This window comes from Subtercola boreus (assembly GCF_003399645.1).
Lineage (GTDB): Bacteria > Actinomycetota > Actinomycetes > Actinomycetales > Microbacteriaceae > Subtercola > Subtercola boreus_A.
Genome location: NZ_NBXD01000007.1, coordinates 15,183 through 32,565 on the forward strand (window position 1 = coordinate 15,183; position 17,383 = coordinate 32,565).

Genomic DNA, 17,383 nt, shown 5'->3' on the forward strand with positions numbered 1-17,383 from the left:
GCGCCGGTGCTGCCGGGCATCCGTCTCTCGCGGTAGTCTCTCGCCATGAAGATTCTGTTGGTCGGAAGCGGTGGCGTCGGGGATTCGATTGCGAAGATCGCCGCGCGGCGCACCTTCTACGAGGTCATCGTGGTCACCGACTACAGCCTCGCGAGCGCCGAGGAGACAGTCGCCTGGATCGCGTCGAAGCATGGTGCGGAGACCGCCCGGAGGTTCCTGGCCGACCGGATCGACGCATCCGACCCGGCGAGTGTCGAAGAGGTCGCCCGCCGGCACGGCATCACCCACGTGATGAACGCGGTCGAACCCAAGTTCGTGCCCTCGGTTTTCGCCGGGGCGCTCGCCGCAGGGGCGAACTACCTCGACATGGCTATGAGCCTGTCGGAGCCGCATCCGTCGAACCCGAACTCCGAGACCGGCGTGAAGCTCGGCGACGACCAGTTCGCCCAGGCCGCCGACTGGGAGACCTCGGGCACGTTGGCGCTCGTCGGAATGGGTGTCGAGCCCGGGCTGTCGGATGTCTTCGCCCGGTATGCCGCAGACCACCTGTTCAGCGAGATCGACGAGCTTGGCGTGCGAGATGGCGCGAATCTGATCGTGCGCGACGAGTCGGGCGAGGAGATCTTCGCTCCGTCGTTCAGCATCTGGACAACGATCGAGGAGTGCCTCAACCCGCCCGTGATCTGGGAGAAGGAGCGTGGCTGGTACACCACAGCGCCGTTCAGCGAGCCCGAGGTCTTCGATTTTCCCGACGGCATCGGCCCGGTCGAGTGCGTGAACGTCGAGCATGAAGAGGTGCTGCTGATGCCGCGCTGGGTCGACGCGAAGCGCGCGACGTTCAAGTACGGGCTGGGCAACGAGTTCATCGCCATCCTGAAGACGCTTCACCAGCTCGGCCTCGACAAAACAGCGCCGGTGACGGTGCGCTCAGCGTCTGGCCCGGTCTCGGTTGCACCGCGTGATGTCGTCGCAGCCGGGCTGCCGAACCCGGCGACACTCGGGCCCCGGATGACCGGCAAGACCTGCGCTGGCCTCTGGGTCACGGGCACCGGTGTCGACGGTTCTCCACGAGAGGTGTACCTCTACCACGTGGCCGACAACGAGTGGACGATGCGCGAGTACGAGTCGCAGTGCGTGGTGTGGCAGACGGCTCTGAACCCCGTCATCGCGCTCGAGCTGCTTGCGCTCGGGATGTGGGGCGGGGTCGGTGTACTCGGGCCGGAGGCGTTCGACGCGCTGCCGTTCCTCGAGCTGATGGCGCTGCCTGTCGAGGAGGGCGGCTACGGCCAGGCCTGGGGTCTGGAAGACCGCGCGGTGTGAGCTTTTGAGGTTTGCTCGGCTTTAAGCTACTGTGGCGTGACTCTCCCTCCGTTACGAAAGCTGGAACCACCCATGGCACTGCGCACCCGTTCACGTCTTACACCTCCTGCTCGGGCAGTCACGGTCGCAATCGTCGCTGCCGGGGCTCTCGCCCTCGGCTTCGGTCCGGCATCACCCGCGATGGCCGACGCCCTTTCCTTCCAGCTCTTCGGCGGCAATCCCGACTTTGGGTTCGTGAAGGCTGGCAGCGTGTCGATCCGCGAATTCGATCTCGTCAACTCGGGCGACGACGACATCACCATCGACCCGGCGCCGATCACCGCCCTGGTGAACCCCTTCTCGGCCGGTCCCCTCTCCTTCAGCAAGACGACCGTCATCCCCCACAACGGACACGCGACGTTTAGGGTGACCTATTCGCAGCCCACGTCGGGCGTGATCACCAAGCAGACCATCACCCTCGTCGCGACAGATCAGAAAGATCTCACCACGGAGAGCCTGTCGCTGGACTTCACGGCGGAGTCGGTTCCCACCGACCCGGCCCACTTCACTGTCAGCTCCTCGGCGGGGGCCGGTTCGCTCGACTTCGGAAAGGTGACCGCCGGCACCCTCTCGAAGCAGACCGTCACGGTGAAGGTCGATGGGGTGTATCCCATCCGGTTCTCCGACGGCACGCTCAACCTCACCGATATCGCAGGCAACCAGCTGACAGACGTTCGGGTGACCGCGTCGTCGTTCGGGAGCGCTGGCGCCGTGACGAACCCGGGGGCCAGCGCAACGTTCGAGCTGACGTACGCCCCGACCGCCACCGGAACTCTCAGCGGAACTGTGAAAGTCTCCGGGTTCCCTGTCACCGGTGCCGCTGAGCAGAGTGCGGTCAACGTTCTCTTCCCGCTCGCGGGCACCGCTGCCGCAGCGCAGCCGACGACGCCGCCCACCACCACGGCTGCGCCGACCCCTGGCGTCACCGGCACACCGGGTGCCACGCAGACGGCCGGAGTGATCGGCCGCACAGGCGGATCGACTGGCTCGGCCGGCCGGAGCCTTGCTGAGACGGGACTTCCCGCTGCCGGGCTTGTGGGACTGGCGGGGCTGCTTGCGACCGGTGGGCTCGCCGCCTTCGCGACGATGCGCCGGCGTACCGCGGGCCGTAAGTAGGTTCCAGTTCGCCGTGCAGGACGTCAGCCTCGCAGGAATAGTCCTGCGGGGCTGAGGTCGCTGACCGGGTAACGTGGAGCCATGGCTGACATCACGGGCAAAGACGCAGAAGAGATCTGGATCGGCGACGTTCACGTCGCGAACATCCGACAGGAGAACGGGCACGGCGAGAAGCCGTACCTGATCGAGGGTCTGACGGGCAAGCTCCTGCACGCGTCGGCCGATCGCCACGCGGCCGAGCTGTGGATCACGATGCACTCCGACGACATCACCGAGCGCGAACTCGGCTGATCGCCCGCGGCGCGCTGCTGGCAGGGCCTGGCGTGGCTGCCCTGCCCCGCGCGCCTATGGCACCCTGACGACGGCCTTGTCGATCACGCTGTAGTAGTAGTCATCGAGAGTGGCGCTCTGGTTGCAGGTGAGATCGAGGTACAGCCCCGTGCCCGTCTGCGAGAACGCCCGGGCCGCGGTGATCCAGTTGTTGTTTGAGGTGTCGGTTCCCGAGAGGGTCAGCACGTCGACAGAAGCGGCTCCGGCGCTGCCGTAGCTGAGAAAATCGTCGAGGGCGTACTCCTCGATGTCGGCGCCCGTCGCGGAGTCGATGTCCTGCAGGTAGCTGCTGGTGGTGGCTCGGTCGTCACCGGGAGTCACGACCACGGAGGTCGGCAGCACCCCCTGCTGGAATGTCAGGGTGCACAGCTTGTCGGCTGAGTCGTACGACCAGTTTCCGTTGCCGTCGTCGGCAGACGAGACGACCCAGGCAGGATCTGTCGCGAACACGTCGATGAATTCCGGCCTGTCACTCGGTGAGAGCGACTGCCCGGCATCCCAGTCGAGGTCGCCCGAAACGTTCGAGCCGCCGTTCGTCGGTGCGACGGTGGGAAAGTTCTCGATGGCGCGGTTGGCTCCCGAAACGAAGACGACGAGCAGGATGATGCCGACGACGAGCGAGAAGAACACGCCCGCGTAGCCGATGATGGTGCCGGCGAGTGCCAGGCCGCGCCCCTTCTCGCCCGAGCGCTTGATCTGCGACAGGGCGATGTGGCCGGTGATGATCGCCACCAGGGAGACGAAGAACGCGCTGACGATCGAGACGATCGCGAGGATGTTCCACGTCTCACCCGGCTTCTGTACCGTATAGGGCGGGTTCTGGCCACCTCCCGAGTACGGCGGCGCCCCCTGGCCATACGCTGGCGGCACAGGGGGCGGGGTGTAGGGCGGGTTCTGGCCACCTCCCGAGTACGGCGGCGGCTCCAGCGGAGGTACGTTGTTGTCAGTCATCGCGGCCCCCCGGCTCGTTCGATGTCGCAGGGATCATTGCCCCCAGAATACTGTGACAACCGGCGGAGGATGGGGGATTTGAACCCCCTGTGTGGGTGTTGCGCTTTCACTCGGTGGCGGAGGATGGGGGATTCGAACCCCCGAGAGCTTTCACTCAACACGCTTTCCAAGCGTGCGCCATAGGCCACTAGGCGAATCCTCCTGGCGAACCGCCTCCCGGATGCAGAAACGGCCAAAGAGCATCCTACGGCATCCCCGCCCGCCGCGCGGTTCAGTACCGAACGGCTGCCAGCGCATCCGGAATCGGGATGTCGCCGGAGATCGCTTCGAACTGTGCCCCTATCGCGATACCGTCGAGCAGCGCGGCGGCGACGAGGGCCGCGACATCTGCTCGGGGGATCGTGCCGCGGCCGGTGCTCTCGGCCAGCGTCACCTCGCCGGTCGGTGCGTCGTCGGTGAGCCCACCGGGCCGGATGATCGTCCACTCCAGATTGCGCGAACGCACGTTCGCGTCGGCGGCGGACTTCGCCTGCAGGTAGACCTGGAACACCTCCTCCGAGTCGGGGTCGAAGTCATCGGCGCCCATCGACGAGATCAGAACGTAGCGACCGATGCCCGCGACCTCCGCCGCGTCGGCCAGCAGGATGGCGCCGTCACGGTCGACGGTCAACTTGCGTTCCGCCGTCGAGTTCGGGCCGGCGCCGGCCGCGAACACCACGGCGTCGACACCCTGCAGGTCGCGGGCGAGGGTCTGGGCATCCGTGTTCTCGAGGTCGACGACGAGCGGGATGCCGCCGGCAGCGAGCACATCGGCGCCCTGGTCGGCGTTGCGAATGATCGCGACGGCCTCGTGGCCCTGGTCGGAGAGGAGTTTTTCGAGGTGGAGGGCGATGGCTCCGTGGCCGCCCGCGATGGCAATTCTCATTTCTCCATCCAACGCCCCCGCAGGAGTTCTGCCAACTCGTGGGTGCGGGGAAGGGCGGGGCTTCGCGCACGGTGCCCCGGTCGGCTAAACTGTTGCACGGCTCCCCGCGTGGCGCCATCCAGGCCAACTCCCCCAGGGCAGAAATGCAGCAAGGGTAACCGGGCTCTGGCGGGTGCGCGGGGGGTCTCTTCTTTTGGTGCGCCGCCGCCCCTGCGGCGCACGACATCGCACCGGCGGCGCCCGCACCCGGCCGCCGCACCGGCGGCGCCCGCACCACGCCGCCGCGCGGCCGCGCCTCGGTCGCACGATGACTCGGTGTGGGGTTCGCATCGCGAGCTCTGATGGCGATCACTCCCTGACAGCCCCCAGACTGCTGACCATCAGTACACAGGGGGTGCGCGCACAGGCACCGCTCCCTAGGCTTGTCAACGGCAGCTCGGACACCCGGCCTGTCACAAGACAGGGAGAGTCGTGGCGCGCAGCATCTACATCACCTCCGCCGAAGGGCATTCGGGCAAATCGACGATCGCGCTCGGTGTGCTCGACATTCTCGGGCGGAACGTCGGCAGGGTCGGTGTCTTCCGGCCGATCGCACGGTCGGTGAGCGAACGCGACTACGTTCTCGAGATGCTGCTCGCCCGCGATGGCATCGACCTCGACTACGACAGCGCCATAGGCGTCTCGTACGAAGACGTGCACACCAACGCGGATGCGGCCCTCTCTCGCATCGTCGAACGCTACAAGGCCGTCGAACGTCTCTGCGATTCCGTCGTCATTCTCGGCTCCGACTACACCGATGTGGGCAGTCCGACCGAGCTCTCATTCAATGCGCGCATCGCCGCAAACCTCGGGGCTCCCGTGCTTCTCGTCCTGGGCGGTCGTGCGGGCCAGGGCGCGACCGAGATGCTCGGGCACTCCGACGCACGCACCCCCGACGACATGCGGCAGATCACCGAGCTGGCTCTGGTCGAGCTGAAAGCCGCGCACGCGACACTGCTCGGCATCGTGGCGAACCGCAGCGACCCTGAGAACCTCGAGAAGATCCGCGATTCGATCGCCCGCGCCACGGGTGATGCCCTGCCCGGGCTGTCGGTGGCGAAGCCGACCGGGGAGCTGCGTTCCCGCATCCCCATCTGGTCGATTCCCGAAGACCGGCTCCTGGTCGCGCCGAGCATGTCGAACCTCCTCGAGTCCACGGGCGGCACCATGGTGAAGGGTGACCCGCGACTGCTCGCCCGGGAGGCGCTGGGCGTCGTCGTCGCCGGCATGTCGATGGTCAACGTGCTGCCGCGGCTGATGGAGGGCGCCGTGGTCGTCATTCCGGGTGACCGCAGCGAGGTGCTGCTGGCTGCCCTGATGGCGAATGCGTCTGCGACGTTCCCCAGCCTGTCAGGCATCATCCTGAACGGTGGTTTCGATCTTCCCGAGCCGATCGAGCGGCTCATCGACGGCCTCGAGACGACGTTGCCGATCATCAGCACCCCTCTCGGTACCTACGACACGGCCGTGCGAATCACTTCGACGAGGGGCCGGCTGGCCGCCGACTCGCAGCGCAAGTACGACAGCGCGCTCGCGCTCTTCGAGCAGTACGTCGACGGCGCCCGGCTGCTCGAGCTGCTCGACGTGAGCTCGTCTGCGGTGGTCACCCCGCTGATGTTCGAGTACGGGCTGATCGACCGCGCGCGGGCAGCACAACGGCACATCGTTCTCCCCGAGGGAACGGATGACCGGGTGCTCCGGGCCGCGGCGACAGTGCTGACGCGGGGTATCGCCCGCCTGACCCTGCTGGGGGAGGAAGACGAGATCCGCTCGCGGGCGACCACGCTCGGAATCGACCTCGACGCGGCCGCGATCGTGAGCCCGTTCGACCCCGAGCTGCGGGAGCTTTTCGCGGAGCAGTATGCGAGCATCCGGGCACACCGCGGCATCACCCTCGACATGGCCCGAGACACCGTGAGCGACGTGTCGTACTTCGGCACGATGATGGTGCACCTCGGGCTCGCCGACGGGATGGTCTCGGGTGCCGCGCACACGACGGCCCACACCATTCGGCCGGCCTTCGAGATCATCAAGACCCGGCCCGATGTGTCGGTCGTCTCGAGTGTCTTCCTGATGGCGCTCGCCGACCGGGTGCTGGTGTACGGCGACTGCGCGGTCATCCCCGACCCGACCTCGACCCAGCTCGCCGACATCGCGATCTCGTCGTCGGAGACCGCCGTGCAGTTCGGCATCGACCCGAGAGTCGCGATGCTGTCGTACTCGACAGGGGTTTCGGGCTCGGGTGCCGACGTGGAGAAGGTGCGCGAGGCGACCGCCTTCGTGCGTTCGCGTCGTCCCGACCTGCTCGTGGAGGGGCCGATCCAGTACGACGCCGCAGCCGACGCGGCGGTGGCGGCCGCGAAGATGCCCGAGTCAGACGTCGCCGGGCGGGCGACGGTGTTCATCTTCCCCGACCTCAATACGGGCAACAACACCTACAAGGCGGTGCAGCGAAGTGCCGGTGCGGTGGCCGTCGGCCCGGTGCTGCAGGGGCTGAACAAACCGATCAACGACCTGTCGCGCGGGGCTCTCGTTCAGGACATTGTGAACACCATCGCCATCACGGCGATCCAGGCGGCGACGAGTCAAGAGACGGATGCCCCGGCTCAGCCGGTTCAAGAGGCTGCGGCCGCCGGCGCGAGCGAGTCGGTTCGGGATGCCGCGGCCGATGCCGGTGCGGGGGTGTCGCGATGAGCGCCGTACTCGTCGTCAACAGCGGTTCGTCATCGCTGAAGTACCAGCTGATCGAGATGGAGGGCGAGTCTGTTCTCGCCAGCGGTCTCATCGAGCGCATCGGCGAGCAGACCGGTTCGGTCAAACACACGGTGACGGCGGGCGGTGACGACGAGACCTTCCGCACAACGGAGCCTGTCGCAGACCACACCGCCGCATTCCGCGTGATGATCGCGGCCTTCGAGCAGCACGGGCCCTCGCTCCAGGAGAATGCCCCCGTGGTCGTGGGGCACCGCGTGGTGCACGGTGGAAAACGATTCTTCGAGCCCACGGTCGTCACCGACCTCGTGAAGATCAACATCGAAGACCTGTCAGACCTCGCGCCGCTGCACAATCCGGCGAACCTCGACGGCATCACCGCTGCGCAGAAGGCCTTCCCGAACGTGCCGCATGTGGCCGTCTTCGACACGGCGTTCCACTCCACCCTCTCGCCCGCCGCTTTCAGCTACGCGATCGATGCCGAGCTGGCTGAGAAGAACAGGGTGCGCCGTTACGGATTCCATGGCACCTCCCACAAGTTCGTCTCAGAGGCGACCGCCGCTTTTCTGGGTAGACCTCTCGGCGATCTGAAGACGATCGTGCTCCATCTCGGTAACGGCGCTTCTGCCTGCGCTGTCGACGGCGGCCGATCGGTCGACACCTCGATGGGGCTCACCCCGCTCGAGGGTCTCGTCATGGGCACCCGGTCGGGCGACCTCGATCCTGCGGTGCTGGTGCATCTGCACCGCAAGGCCGGCCTGGGGTTCGATGAGCTCGACACCCTGCTGAACCGCAGGAGCGGGTTGCTCGGGCTCAGCGGGCGCGGAGACATGCGCGACGTCGTCGAGGCCGCGGGGGCAGGGGATGATCGTGCCGAGCTTGCTCTCGAGGTGTACTTGCACCGCCTGAAGCACTACGTGGGCGCCTACATCGCCGAGCTCGGCGGAGTCGACGCGATCGTGTTCACGGCGGGTGTCGGCGAGAACAGCGTCGTGGTGCGTGAACGGTCGCTGGCCGGCCTGGAGCGGTTGGGTATCAGCATCGATCCCGAGCGCAATGCCTCCGCTGAGCGCGGCGCGCGTGTGATTTCGACAGACGACTCAGCGGTGACCGTGCTGGTCGTTCCCACCAACGAAGAACTGGAGATCGCCCGCCAGTCGCTCTCGGTCGTCTGACCCGGCTCAGGGGGCACCCCCCCGGGCCCGCGAGAACTGGCGCACGTCGGGCCGCGCGCGACTGCGCGCCCCGCGGGCTCCGCCCGGCCCGCCCGTCGGACCTTTCGCGCCCCGCGCCCCCCGCGGGCCTTTCGCGCCGGGACGGCCGTTCGCCATTGCGTGCCCAGCGCATCCGGCGGGTTGTTCTCGATCGGCCGATGCTCAGTCGGCGATGAGGCGCTTGCCGAGGCTGATCGCGTGGTCGGGCGCGTAGCCGATGGCTGTGTAGAACGCCAGCACGCTGTCGTTGCCCGCGCGAACCTGCAGGTTCAGCTTCGGGCAGCCGAGGTCGCTGAGGAGACTCTCGGCCTTGACCATGAACGCGCGGCCGTGGCCGTGGCCGCGGTGCGAGGGCGCGACGGCGAGGTAGTTGATCCAGCCGCGATGCCCGTCGTACCCGATCATGACGGTGCCGACGATCTCGCCCGCTGCATCCGCGTCGCCCGGCTCAACCGCCGCCGCGCCCAGCGCACCGCCCGCGCCCAGCGCACCGCCCGCGCCCGCGCCCCCCGCGCCCGCACCGCCCGGGCCGCCTGCGCCCGCACCGCCCGCGCCCCCCGCGCCCGCACCGCCCGGGCCGCCGGCCACCCCCACGAGGAACAGCTCCGGCTGCACAGTGAGCTTTCGCGCGATGTCCTTGCGGGGGTCGTTCCACGAGCGCACCAGTCCGCACTCCTCCCACAGGGCGACGACGGGTTCGGTGTCAGACAGAACGAAGGGGCGCATCAGCATCGTTCGAGCATAAAGCGGAGCCGATCATCCGGAATCGACACGGTTTCGGGCATCCACACCGCTCACGGGCCAGGATCGCCGAAACCGTGTCGATTCGTGGCCCGACCCGAGGCGCGCACCCCGTGCACCGGCGCCCCAGCAGACGCGCGCCCCCTGGGGCCCTCACTCCGGCAGCAGCTGCGATATGCGATACGGCATCAGCTGGCGCAGCACGATCGAGGTCGACGTGCGCCGGATGCCCCGGCAGCGCAGGATCGCCTGCCCGACTTCGTACAGATCGTCGGCATTGCGGGCCACGACCTGGCAGATGATGTCGTCTGCACCCGCGATGGCCGAGCATTCGATGACCTCGGGGATGGCGGTCAGTGCCGTGATGGTCTGGTCGAACAACTCCTGGTCGACCTCTGCCGTCACGAAAGCGCGCAGCGGCCGGCCCAGCGACTGCGGTTCCACGCGAACACTGTGGGCACGCAGCGCCGTGCCCCGTGCCAGCCGTTCGAGGTGCGACTGCACGGTTCCGCGCGCCAGGCTCAGACGCTGTGCCAGCAGGAGGGCCGGTGCGCGCGGCTCGTCGTCGAGTGCTTCGAGAATCCGACGGTCGGTGGCATCGAGCGGGACGGGTGCCGGAGGTTTGGGCAATGTGGTGGCCTTTCGGGATGACACGTGCACCATACTAGTCAGTCTGATCAGTCAAACCCGATTCACTTGCACAGTTCGCCCGGCTCTTGCTCTACTTGACGCCATGACGAACCTCTCGGCCCCGACCCGCATCAGTGTGGGCGCATACCTCGCCACCCGCCTTTCCCAGCTGGGAGCGCCGCAGTTGTTCGGGCTTCCGGGCGACTTCAATCTGAGCCTGCTCGATGAGATGCTCGCCGTCGACGGTATGGAGTGGGTCGGAACGGCGAACGAGTTGAACGCGGCCTACGCCGCAGACGGTTACGCCCGCATCCGCCGCGGTATCGGCGCCGTCGTCACCACGTTCGGCGTCGGCGAACTGAGCGCCATCAACGGCGTTGCCGGCAGTTTCGCCGAAGACGTTCCTGTCGTGCAGATCACCGGGATGCCCTCCACCTCCGCTCAGACTGCCGGGGCTCTGCTCCATCACACCCTGGCCGACGGAAACTTCGACCACTTTGTGCGGGCGTACGAGCAGGTCACCGCCGCCTCCGTCGTGCTGAAGACGGCGACTGCCCCCGCCGACATCGACCGCATCCTGCTGACGGCGCTCAACGAGTCCAAGCCCGTGTACATCGGCGTGCCCGCCGATGTCGCCGTGTCGCTCGTCTCGGGCGCGAACCTCCGCGAGCCTCTCGAGCTGTTCGGCAGCAACGCGCGCCAGCTCGAGCGGTTCACCGAGACACTCCGCCAAGCCGTCTACTCGGCGGTGAGCGTCGGCGTTCTGGTGGGCCCGCGGGTTCACCGCCGCCAACTCGAGCCGATCATCCGCTCGCTCGCCGACGCGCCCGGCGTCTACATCGCCACCCAGAGCGGGTCCAAGGCGATTCTCGACGAGTCGCATCCCAAAAGCGTCGGTACCTACCTCGGAGCCCACACCCAGAGCGACGACGCCCGCCGAGCAATCGATGAAGCGCCCCTGCTCGTGCTCGCCGGAACGATCATGAGCGACCTGCTCACGGGCTTCTTCACCCACCGCTTCGACCCCGAGCAGGCCGTCGAACTCGCAACGACCTGGGCGCGTGTCGGCGAGACGACGTTCTTCGGCGTTCAGCTCGAGGATTCCCTGCGCATCCTCGACGAGGTGATTCAGGATGCCCGTCTCGATGCCCTCGAGCCGATCATCCTGAAACCGGCCGAGGCCACGCGATCTGTCGGCGGCCGCACAGACGCGGGCCCTGGTGCGTCGATCGTCGGGCCACTCTCGCACGAGACGTTCTGGCGTCACCTGCAGGGATTTCTGGCTCCCGACACCACGCTGATCGCTGAGGCGGGAACGTCGTTCTTCGGGGCGATCGACCTGCGGCTGCCCGACAACTGCGATCTGCTCGGCCAGCCCGTCTGGTCGTCGATCGGATACACCCTGCCCGCGACACTCGGCGTCTGCATCGCGGCACCGGAGAAGCGCGCGGTGCTCCTGATCGGCGACGGCTCGGCGCAGCTGACCGTGCAGGAGCTGGCGACCATCCTGCATAGAGGGCACACACCGGTGATCGTGCTGCTCAACAACGGGGGCTACACGATCGAGCGGGCGATCCAGAGCCCCGAGGCGGTCTACCAGGATGTGACGGCCTGGAACTGGACGGAACTTCCCGCTGCCTTCGGTGCCGGCGACCGTGCGGTCACGGTGACCGTGCGAAACGGCGGGGAATTGGCGGCGGCGCTGGCGATGGCCACGGAGACGACCGACAAGCTCGTGCTGATCGAGGCGATCCTGCCGCCGCTCGACTCGCCGCGGTTGCTGACGGCGCTCGGTGCGGGGCTCTCCGAGGCGAATGCGCCGGTCATGCCGTCTGGGTCGCCGGCCCTGGTCGCGCCTTCCACCGTCTGATCTGCGTCGAGATCTCCTGCACATTCGGTGCGCTCGCGGCCGTCTCCATAGGTTGCCGCGTGAGGGGGTGAGTGTCGGTGGTGGCCGATACCATTGGTGCCATGGTCACAGCCCTCTATCGTCGCTACCGGCCTGAGACGTTCGGCGAGATGATCGGGCAGTCGCAGGTCACCGAGCCCCTAATGACGGCGCTCAGAACGAACAGGGTCAACCACGCCTATCTGTTCAGCGGGCCCCGGGGGTGCGGCAAGACGACGTCGGCGCGCATTCTGGCGCGGTGCCTGAACTGCGCCGAGGGGCCGACTGACACGCCCTGCGGCGTGTGCCCGAGCTGTGTCGAGCTGGCGCGCGACGGTTCCGGGTCGCTCGACGTCGTCGAAATCGATGCGGCGAGCCACAACGGTGTCGACGATGCGCGCGACCTGCGGGAGCGTGCCGTTTATGCACCGGCGCGTGACCGGTACAAGATCTTCATCCTCGACGAGGCGCACATGGTCACACCTCAGGGCTTCAATGCTCTGCTGAAGATCGTCGAAGAGCCGCCGGAGCACATCAAGTTCATCTTCGCGACGACCGAGCCCGACAAGGTCATCGGCACGATCCGGTCGCGTACGCACCACTATCCGTTCCGCCTGATCCCACCCGCGCAGCTGCTCGAGTACGTGCAGGCGCTCTGCGAGATCGAGGGCATCACGGCTGCGCCCGGCGTACTGCCACTGGTGGTGCGGGCGGGCGGTGGCTCGGCGCGCGACACACTCTCGCTGCTCGACCAGCTCATCGCCGGGTCGGAGAGCAACCACATCGAGTACGAGCGCGCGGTTGCACTGCTCGGTTACACGCACGCGTCACTGCTCGGCGAAGTCATCGATGCGCTGGGCGCCCGCGATTCAGAGGGTGCCTTTGGCGCGGTCGACAGGGTGATCCAGACGGGGCAAGATCCGAGGCGCTTCGTCGAAGACCTGCTCGAACGCCTTCGCGACGTCATCATCGTCTCTGCGACGCGCTCGGCCGAGGGCGCTGCGGCGGTGCTTCGCGGAATGCCGAGCGACGACATCCTGCAGATGCAGCAGCAGGCGGCTCTGTTCGGCCCGGCCGAACTCTCGCGTACGGCCGACATCGTGAACGCGGCTCTCACCGAAATGACCGGAGCCACGTCGCCGCGCCTGCACCTGGAGCTGATGATCGCGCGGGTGCTTGTTCCGTCGAGTGATGACACGAACCGCGGGGCGCTGGCGCGGGTCGAGCGCCTCGAGCGCCGGGTCGGTGTCGACGGTGCGGGCGACGGGATGCACGGGGCCGCGGTTCTGGGTGCGGGTGCTTCGAGGGGTGCTGCGGGTGCGGCGACGGGCGCTGCCGGTGTCGCGACGGGCGCTGCGGGTGCATCGAGGGGCGAGGGGGGTGCTTCCGGGGCGGCGGTTTCCGCTCCAGCGGCCGCGTCGACGGGTGGATCGGGTGGTGCGGCGGGTAGTTCTGCCGAGGCGTCGTCGAGTGGTGGCCAGAGTGACGGCCGGGCGGATGCCGGAGGGGTCGGCTCCTCTTTATTCGTCGGCACGGGTACCGGCTCCGGGTCGAGCAGTTCTGATGCACCGAGCTCGAACTCCTCGGAGCGCACCTACAGCATCGACGGGCGGCCGGGTTCGTCGACGACCAGCGGCGAGGAGAGCGAGCCACAGCCGGCGGCCCCTTCGTCTAGCGCTGCGTCGGCCGAACCCGCGACCGCGACATCGGCGACAGCCGTGCCGGCGTCAGTGCCCGTTGCGGAGACCGTGTCGATCCAGCAGCTCAAAGACGCGTGGCCCGAGATTCTCGAGACGGTCGGTAAGGCCAACCGGGCGGCGTGGATCGTCGTCTACACCGGCTCGGTGCGGGCGCTCGCCGGTGATGTGCTGACGCTCACCTTCCCGAGCCAGAACGATGTCGACAACTTCAAACAGCAGCACAGCCCGGGCCAGGGGGTGAGCGAGTTCCTGCGCCAGGCGATCGTCGACGTTCTCGGGCTCCGTGTGAAGTTCATCGCCCGCGTCGACGCCAGCAACACCTCGGCCGAGCGCACCGCAGACCCCCAGCCCGGCCAGGGCGCCACCACTGACAGGGCGGGCAACAGCGCCGCGTCCTCGGCAGATGCTCCGCCCGTTCAGGTCGCAGGTTCGTCGGCGGGCCGGGACGCGCCCGGGAGGCTCGCCGCCACGCCTGTGGCCGGTGCTCCCGCCGGGAGGCCTGCTTCCGCCGGTGCGCCCGCACCCGCAGCCGCCCCTGCGCGCGCCAGTGCGTCGCACGCTGCCGGCGCGGCCCCCGCTCCCGGGGCGACAGCCCCCGCTCCCGGGGCGACAGCCCCCGCAACACCCCGTGCCGTACCGGCTAGTGGGCCCAGCGCGCGGGCCTCGTGGCCGGTGGTGGCCATCCCCGTTTCCGCTCCCGAAGAAGGCGACGAGCCTGTTCGCGCGGGTGCGATCACTGTCGACATCCCGATGTCCGAGATACCGGAAGACATTCCCGAGGGGGACATCCCCGACTACGACTCTCCGGCGGAATGGGCGAGTGCCGACGAGGAGGTTCCGTTCGCCTCGGGTCCGTCCGATGCCCAGCCTGCAACCACCCCACCTGTGTCGGCCGCCCCGGATCGAGCCGCACCCGGCCGGGCCGCATCCGATCGGCCCGCACCCGACCGGGCCTCCCCGGATCGTCCCGCACCCCCCAACCGCTCGGCCGCACCCGACCGGCCTGTGCCGCAGTTCGGTGAGAAGCAACGGTATGGCGAGGCGGTCGTGCGCGAGATTCTCGGTGCGAGCTTCATCGAAGAACGACCCGTGGCCCCCCGCCCGGCACCCAACAGGGAAGGTTAGGCCGTGTACGAGGGAATCGTTCAGGAGCTGATCGACGAGTTGGGCCGTCTGCCCGGCATCGGGCCGAAGTCGGCCCAGCGCATCGCCTTCCACATCCTGCAGACCGAGTCGTTCGACGTAACGCGGCTGGCCGAGGTGCTCATCGAGGTGCGCGACAAGGTGCACTTCTGCTCGATCTGTGGCAACGTCTCCGAGCAGGACACGTGCACGATCTGCCGTGATCCGCGTCGATCGCAGAACCTGATCTGCGTCGTCGAGGAGGCGAAAGACGTCGTCGCCATCGAACGTACGCGGGAGTTCCGCGGGCTATACCACGTGCTGGGCGGCGCGATCAGCCCCATCGACGGCATCGGGCCCGACAACCTGCGCATCCGCGAGCTGATGAAACGCCTCGCCGATGCCACGGTCGAGGAGGTCATCATCGCCACCGACCCCAACCTCGAGGGCGAGGCCACAGCGACGTACCTCTCCCGTCTGCTGACCACCCTCGAGATCCGCGTCACCCGGCTCGCCTCCGGCCTGCCGGTCGGCGGTGACCTCGAGTACGCCGACGAAGTCACCCTCGGCCGAGCATTCGAGGGTCGTCGACTGGTGGAGCGGTAGCCATGCGGTGGCGCCCTCCCGTTCCCGGCCAGTCGGCGGGCCAGCATGCGCACCAGCACGCGGCTCCGGATGCCCGGCTCGAGCCGAGCGACCCGGAGACCGGCGACACGCAGACCCTTGCGCCGGGCGCCACCGCGGCATCTGCGGGGTTGTTGGAGCCCGCCGCGCCTCGACCCGCACACGCTTCTGCCGTGCAGGCCGCCGCCGGGCCGGAGTCGGCGTCTGTGTCCGCATCCGAATCCGCAGCCTCGGCGGGCACCGCCCCGGGCTGGTTCGGCGACCCGGCGCTGCTCGCGGCGTTCTGGCGGTACGAGCGGGCCCTGATGACGAACAACATCCCTGAGCTCGACGCCCTCTTCGCCGCCGGTACCGACACCGTGCGCAGCGAGGCCGGCTCGGCACTGGTCGGCCATGATGCCATCGCCGCCTTTCGAGCCACGCGGCCTCCCGTGCCTCGTCGGTACCTGCGCCGTGTGCACCTGCGCCCGATTGCCCCGGATGCGGCGGTGATCGTCGCGGAATCCGTTCGCGGTGACCGCGGAACGGGCACCCAGACGCAGCTCTGGCGACGCGTCGACGGAGTCTGGGCCGTCGTCGTGGCCCACGTGTCGACCGTCCCAGGCGTGCAGTTCAGCGGATCGCAGCTGACCGAGGCAGAAGAACGTGCGATCTGGGCGACCCCGCAGGAGAGACGCCCGCTGCGTCCCTCGCTCGCCCATCCCGACGGTGACGACCGACCGGGGTCGCTCGTGGGAATCCGTGTCGCCGTCAAAGACCTCTTCGCCCTGGCGGGTGAGACGATCGGTGCCGGCAATCCCCGTTTTCGGGAAGGCCGCGAGCCCGAGCACGTGACAGCCCCCGCGGTTCAGGCTTTGCTTCACGAGGGTGCCGAGATCACCGGGCTGGCCCAGACCGACGAGCTCGCCTTCTCGATCGCCGGAACCAACGTGCACTACGGCACCCCGCCGAACCCCGCGGCACCGGGCCACATCTCCGGCGGTTCGACGAGCGGGCCGGCATCGGCCGTCGCCCTCGGGCTCGCCGATCTCGCGCTCGGTACCGACACGGCCGGTTCCATCCGCGTTCCGGGCTCGTACACCGGGCTCTTCGGGCTCCGCACGACGCACGACGCGGTCTCGCGGGAGGGTCTGGTTCCGCTCGCTCCGAGTTTCGACACTGTCGGAGTGCTCGCGAACGACCTGGCGACCCTCGCCGCGGGCGCCCGCGCCATCCTGACGACGGGCGCAACCGTCACGCCCGCGGCGCCGACCCACATGGCGCCGACCGCCGTGGCGCCTACCCACATGGCCCCGACAGGCGTGGCCCCGTCCGGCCATTCCCACGCGCCGGTCGACTCGAACCCGCCCGCACCGATCACGCGCATCATCGTCGCTCGCGCCCTGGTTGCGCTCGCCGACGCCGACACGCAGCTGACGTTCCAGGCGGGCCTTCGCGCGCTCGCGCTCAACTCCGGGGCCGAGGTGATCGAGTCCCGCGGCGAGACCACGATCGACCCACACCGACTCGAGGAGTGGTTCGACGCCTTTCGGGTGGTGCAGCAGTTCGAAGCGTGGGCCTCCGACGGAGCATTCGTCAGCGCGAACCCGGGCGCCCTCGATCCGGCTATCGGCGAACGCTTCCGGGTGGCGAGTTCGCTGACGGAGCAGCAGGCGCAGGATGCCCGGGCCACGCTGGCGCAGGCCACCGAGCGTCTCGAAGCACTCATTGCTCCGGGATCGGTGCTCGCTCTGCCATCGACCGCCGGACCAGCACCGACCCTCGACGCAACCCCCGCAGAGATCGACCGTGTTCGTGCAGCGACGCTGCGTCTGACCTGCCTCGCCTCACTCTCCGGGCTGCCGGCCCTCACCCTTCCCTACGGTCGGTGCGGAACCCTCCCCGTCGGTCTCTGCATCATCGGCTCACGCGGAGCCGACCTCGCCCTCATCGACCTCGCGACCCCGCGCCGCTGACGTAAGCGCTGACGCACGAGCGCTGATGCACCAGTTCTGACGCAAGCGCTCTGACGCAACGGCTCTGGCGCCGGAAG

At 68.4% G+C, this 17,383-nt stretch carries 13 protein-coding genes, 1 tRNA gene and 1 other RNA gene; 10 read left to right on the forward strand and 5 right to left on the reverse strand.

All coding sequences use genetic code 11. The annotated features are described in order from the left end of the window. Positions 1–45: 45 nt before the first annotated feature. From B7R24_RS02410 to B7R24_RS02420, 3 genes are all read left to right on the forward strand, one after another. Positions 46–1,320 (forward strand): saccharopine dehydrogenase family protein, encoded by a 1,275-nt coding sequence (locus tag B7R24_RS02410; protein ID WP_116417397.1) that lies wholly within the window; start codon positions 46–48, stop codon positions 1,318–1,320. A gap of 72 nt (positions 1,321–1,392) precedes the next feature. Further along, a complete protein-coding gene (locus B7R24_RS02415; protein ID WP_116417398.1) occupies positions 1,393–2,475 on the forward strand; it encodes a hypothetical protein in 1,083 nt (360 codons plus the stop codon). Positions 2,476–2,556: 81 nt separating this feature from the next. After that, positions 2,557–2,766, forward strand: a complete 210-nt coding sequence (locus B7R24_RS02420; RefSeq protein WP_116417399.1) for a hypothetical protein — start codon at positions 2,557–2,559, stop codon at positions 2,764–2,766. Positions 2,767–2,820: 54 nt separating this feature from the next. Here B7R24_RS02420 and B7R24_RS02425 read toward each other — a convergent pair whose 3' ends face one another. From B7R24_RS02425 to B7R24_RS02435, 3 genes are all read right to left on the reverse strand, one after another. Beyond that, positions 2,821–3,756, reverse strand: coding sequence for a DUF4190 domain-containing protein (locus tag B7R24_RS02425; RefSeq protein WP_116417400.1), 936 nt, complete (start codon positions 3,754–3,756; stop codon positions 2,821–2,823). 114 nt (positions 3,757–3,870) lie between these two features. Beyond that, positions 3,871–3,958 (reverse strand) — tRNA-Ser (locus B7R24_RS02430). A gap of 69 nt (positions 3,959–4,027) precedes the next feature. Beyond that, positions 4,028–4,681, reverse strand: coding sequence for an SDR family oxidoreductase (locus B7R24_RS02435; protein ID WP_116417401.1), 654 nt, complete (start codon positions 4,679–4,681; stop codon positions 4,028–4,030). 95 nt (positions 4,682–4,776) lie between these two features. Here B7R24_RS02435 and ffs point away from each other — a divergent pair. From ffs to B7R24_RS02450, 3 genes are all read left to right on the forward strand, one after another. Continuing rightward, positions 4,777–4,873, forward strand: an RNA gene (gene ffs / locus B7R24_RS02440) — signal recognition particle sRNA small type. A 279-nt stretch (positions 4,874–5,152) separates the two neighbouring features. Beyond that, a complete protein-coding gene (pta, locus tag B7R24_RS02445) occupies positions 5,153–7,414 on the forward strand; it encodes a phosphate acetyltransferase (protein WP_116417402.1) in 2,262 nt (753 codons plus the stop codon). Then, positions 7,411–8,607, forward strand: a complete 1,197-nt coding sequence (locus B7R24_RS02450; protein ID WP_116417403.1) for an acetate/propionate family kinase — start codon at positions 7,411–7,413, stop codon at positions 8,605–8,607. The genes pta and B7R24_RS02450 overlap by 4 nt, the downstream gene beginning before the upstream one ends. A 201-nt stretch (positions 8,608–8,808) precedes the next feature. Here B7R24_RS02450 and B7R24_RS02455 read toward each other — a convergent pair whose 3' ends face one another. Together B7R24_RS02455 and B7R24_RS02460 are read right to left on the reverse strand one after the other, a co-directional pair. Continuing rightward, on the reverse strand, positions 8,809–9,378 hold the full coding sequence (locus B7R24_RS02455) for a GNAT family N-acetyltransferase (RefSeq protein WP_216364023.1): 570 nt from the start codon (positions 9,376–9,378) through the stop codon (positions 8,809–8,811). Positions 9,379–9,540: 162 nt separating this feature from the next. After that, on the reverse strand, positions 9,541–10,050 hold the full coding sequence (locus B7R24_RS02460; protein WP_116417410.1) for an Lrp/AsnC family transcriptional regulator: 510 nt from the start codon (positions 10,048–10,050) through the stop codon (positions 9,541–9,543). 70 nt (positions 10,051–10,120) lie between these two features. On the opposite strand from B7R24_RS02460, the gene B7R24_RS02465 reads away from it, so the two are divergent. The 4 genes from B7R24_RS02465 (at position 10,121) to B7R24_RS02480 (ending at position 17,306) form a co-directional block, all read left to right on the forward strand. After that, positions 10,121–11,887, forward strand: a complete 1,767-nt coding sequence (locus B7R24_RS02465; RefSeq protein ID WP_116417411.1) for an alpha-keto acid decarboxylase family protein — start codon at positions 10,121–10,123, stop codon at positions 11,885–11,887. A gap of 101 nt (positions 11,888–11,988) precedes the next feature. Further along, positions 11,989–14,730, forward strand: coding sequence for a DNA polymerase III subunit gamma and tau (locus tag B7R24_RS02470; protein ID WP_116417718.1), 2,742 nt, complete (start codon positions 11,989–11,991; stop codon positions 14,728–14,730). A gap of 3 nt (positions 14,731–14,733) precedes the next feature. Further along, positions 14,734–15,333, forward strand: a complete 600-nt coding sequence (gene recR / locus B7R24_RS02475; protein WP_116417412.1) for a recombination mediator RecR — start codon at positions 14,734–14,736, stop codon at positions 15,331–15,333. A gap of 2 nt (positions 15,334–15,335) precedes the next feature. Next, positions 15,336–17,306, forward strand: coding sequence for an AtzH-like domain-containing protein (locus tag B7R24_RS02480; RefSeq protein WP_116417413.1), 1,971 nt, complete (start codon positions 15,336–15,338; stop codon positions 17,304–17,306). The last annotated feature ends 77 nt before the right edge of the window (positions 17,307–17,383 follow it).

What these genes read in the sequence shown, in the direction of transcription:
- B7R24_RS02410 (WP_116417397.1), top strand. Translation starts at nt 46, where the DNA reads ATGAAGATTCTGTTGGTCGGAAGCGGTGGCGTCGGGGATTCGATTGCG.
- B7R24_RS02415 (WP_116417398.1), top strand. Translation starts at nt 1,393, where the DNA reads ATGGCACTGCGCACCCGTTCACGTCTTACACCTCCTGCTCGGGCAGTC.
- B7R24_RS02420 (WP_116417399.1), top strand. Translation starts at nt 2,557, where the DNA reads ATGGCTGACATCACGGGCAAAGACGCAGAAGAGATCTGGATCGGCGAC.
- B7R24_RS02425 (WP_116417400.1), bottom strand. Translation starts at nt 3,756, where the DNA reads ATGACTGACAACAACGTACCTCCGCTGGAGCCGCCGCCGTACTCGGGA.
- B7R24_RS02435 (WP_116417401.1), bottom strand. Translation starts at nt 4,681, where the DNA reads ATGAGAATTGCCATCGCGGGCGGCCACGGAGCCATCGCCCTCCACCTC.
- B7R24_RS02450 (WP_116417403.1), top strand. Translation starts at nt 7,411, where the DNA reads ATGAGCGCCGTACTCGTCGTCAACAGCGGTTCGTCATCGCTGAAGTAC.
- B7R24_RS02455 (WP_216364023.1), bottom strand. Translation starts at nt 9,378, where the DNA reads ATGCTGATGCGCCCCTTCGTTCTGTCTGACACCGAACCCGTCGTCGCC.
- B7R24_RS02460 (WP_116417410.1), bottom strand. Translation starts at nt 10,050, where the DNA reads ATGGTGCACGTGTCATCCCGAAAGGCCACCACATTGCCCAAACCTCCG.
- B7R24_RS02465 (WP_116417411.1), top strand. Translation starts at nt 10,121, where the DNA reads ATGACGAACCTCTCGGCCCCGACCCGCATCAGTGTGGGCGCATACCTC.
- B7R24_RS02470 (WP_116417718.1), top strand. Translation starts at nt 11,989, where the DNA reads ATGGTCACAGCCCTCTATCGTCGCTACCGGCCTGAGACGTTCGGCGAG.
- B7R24_RS02480 (WP_116417413.1), top strand. Translation starts at nt 15,336, where the DNA reads ATGCGGTGGCGCCCTCCCGTTCCCGGCCAGTCGGCGGGCCAGCATGCG.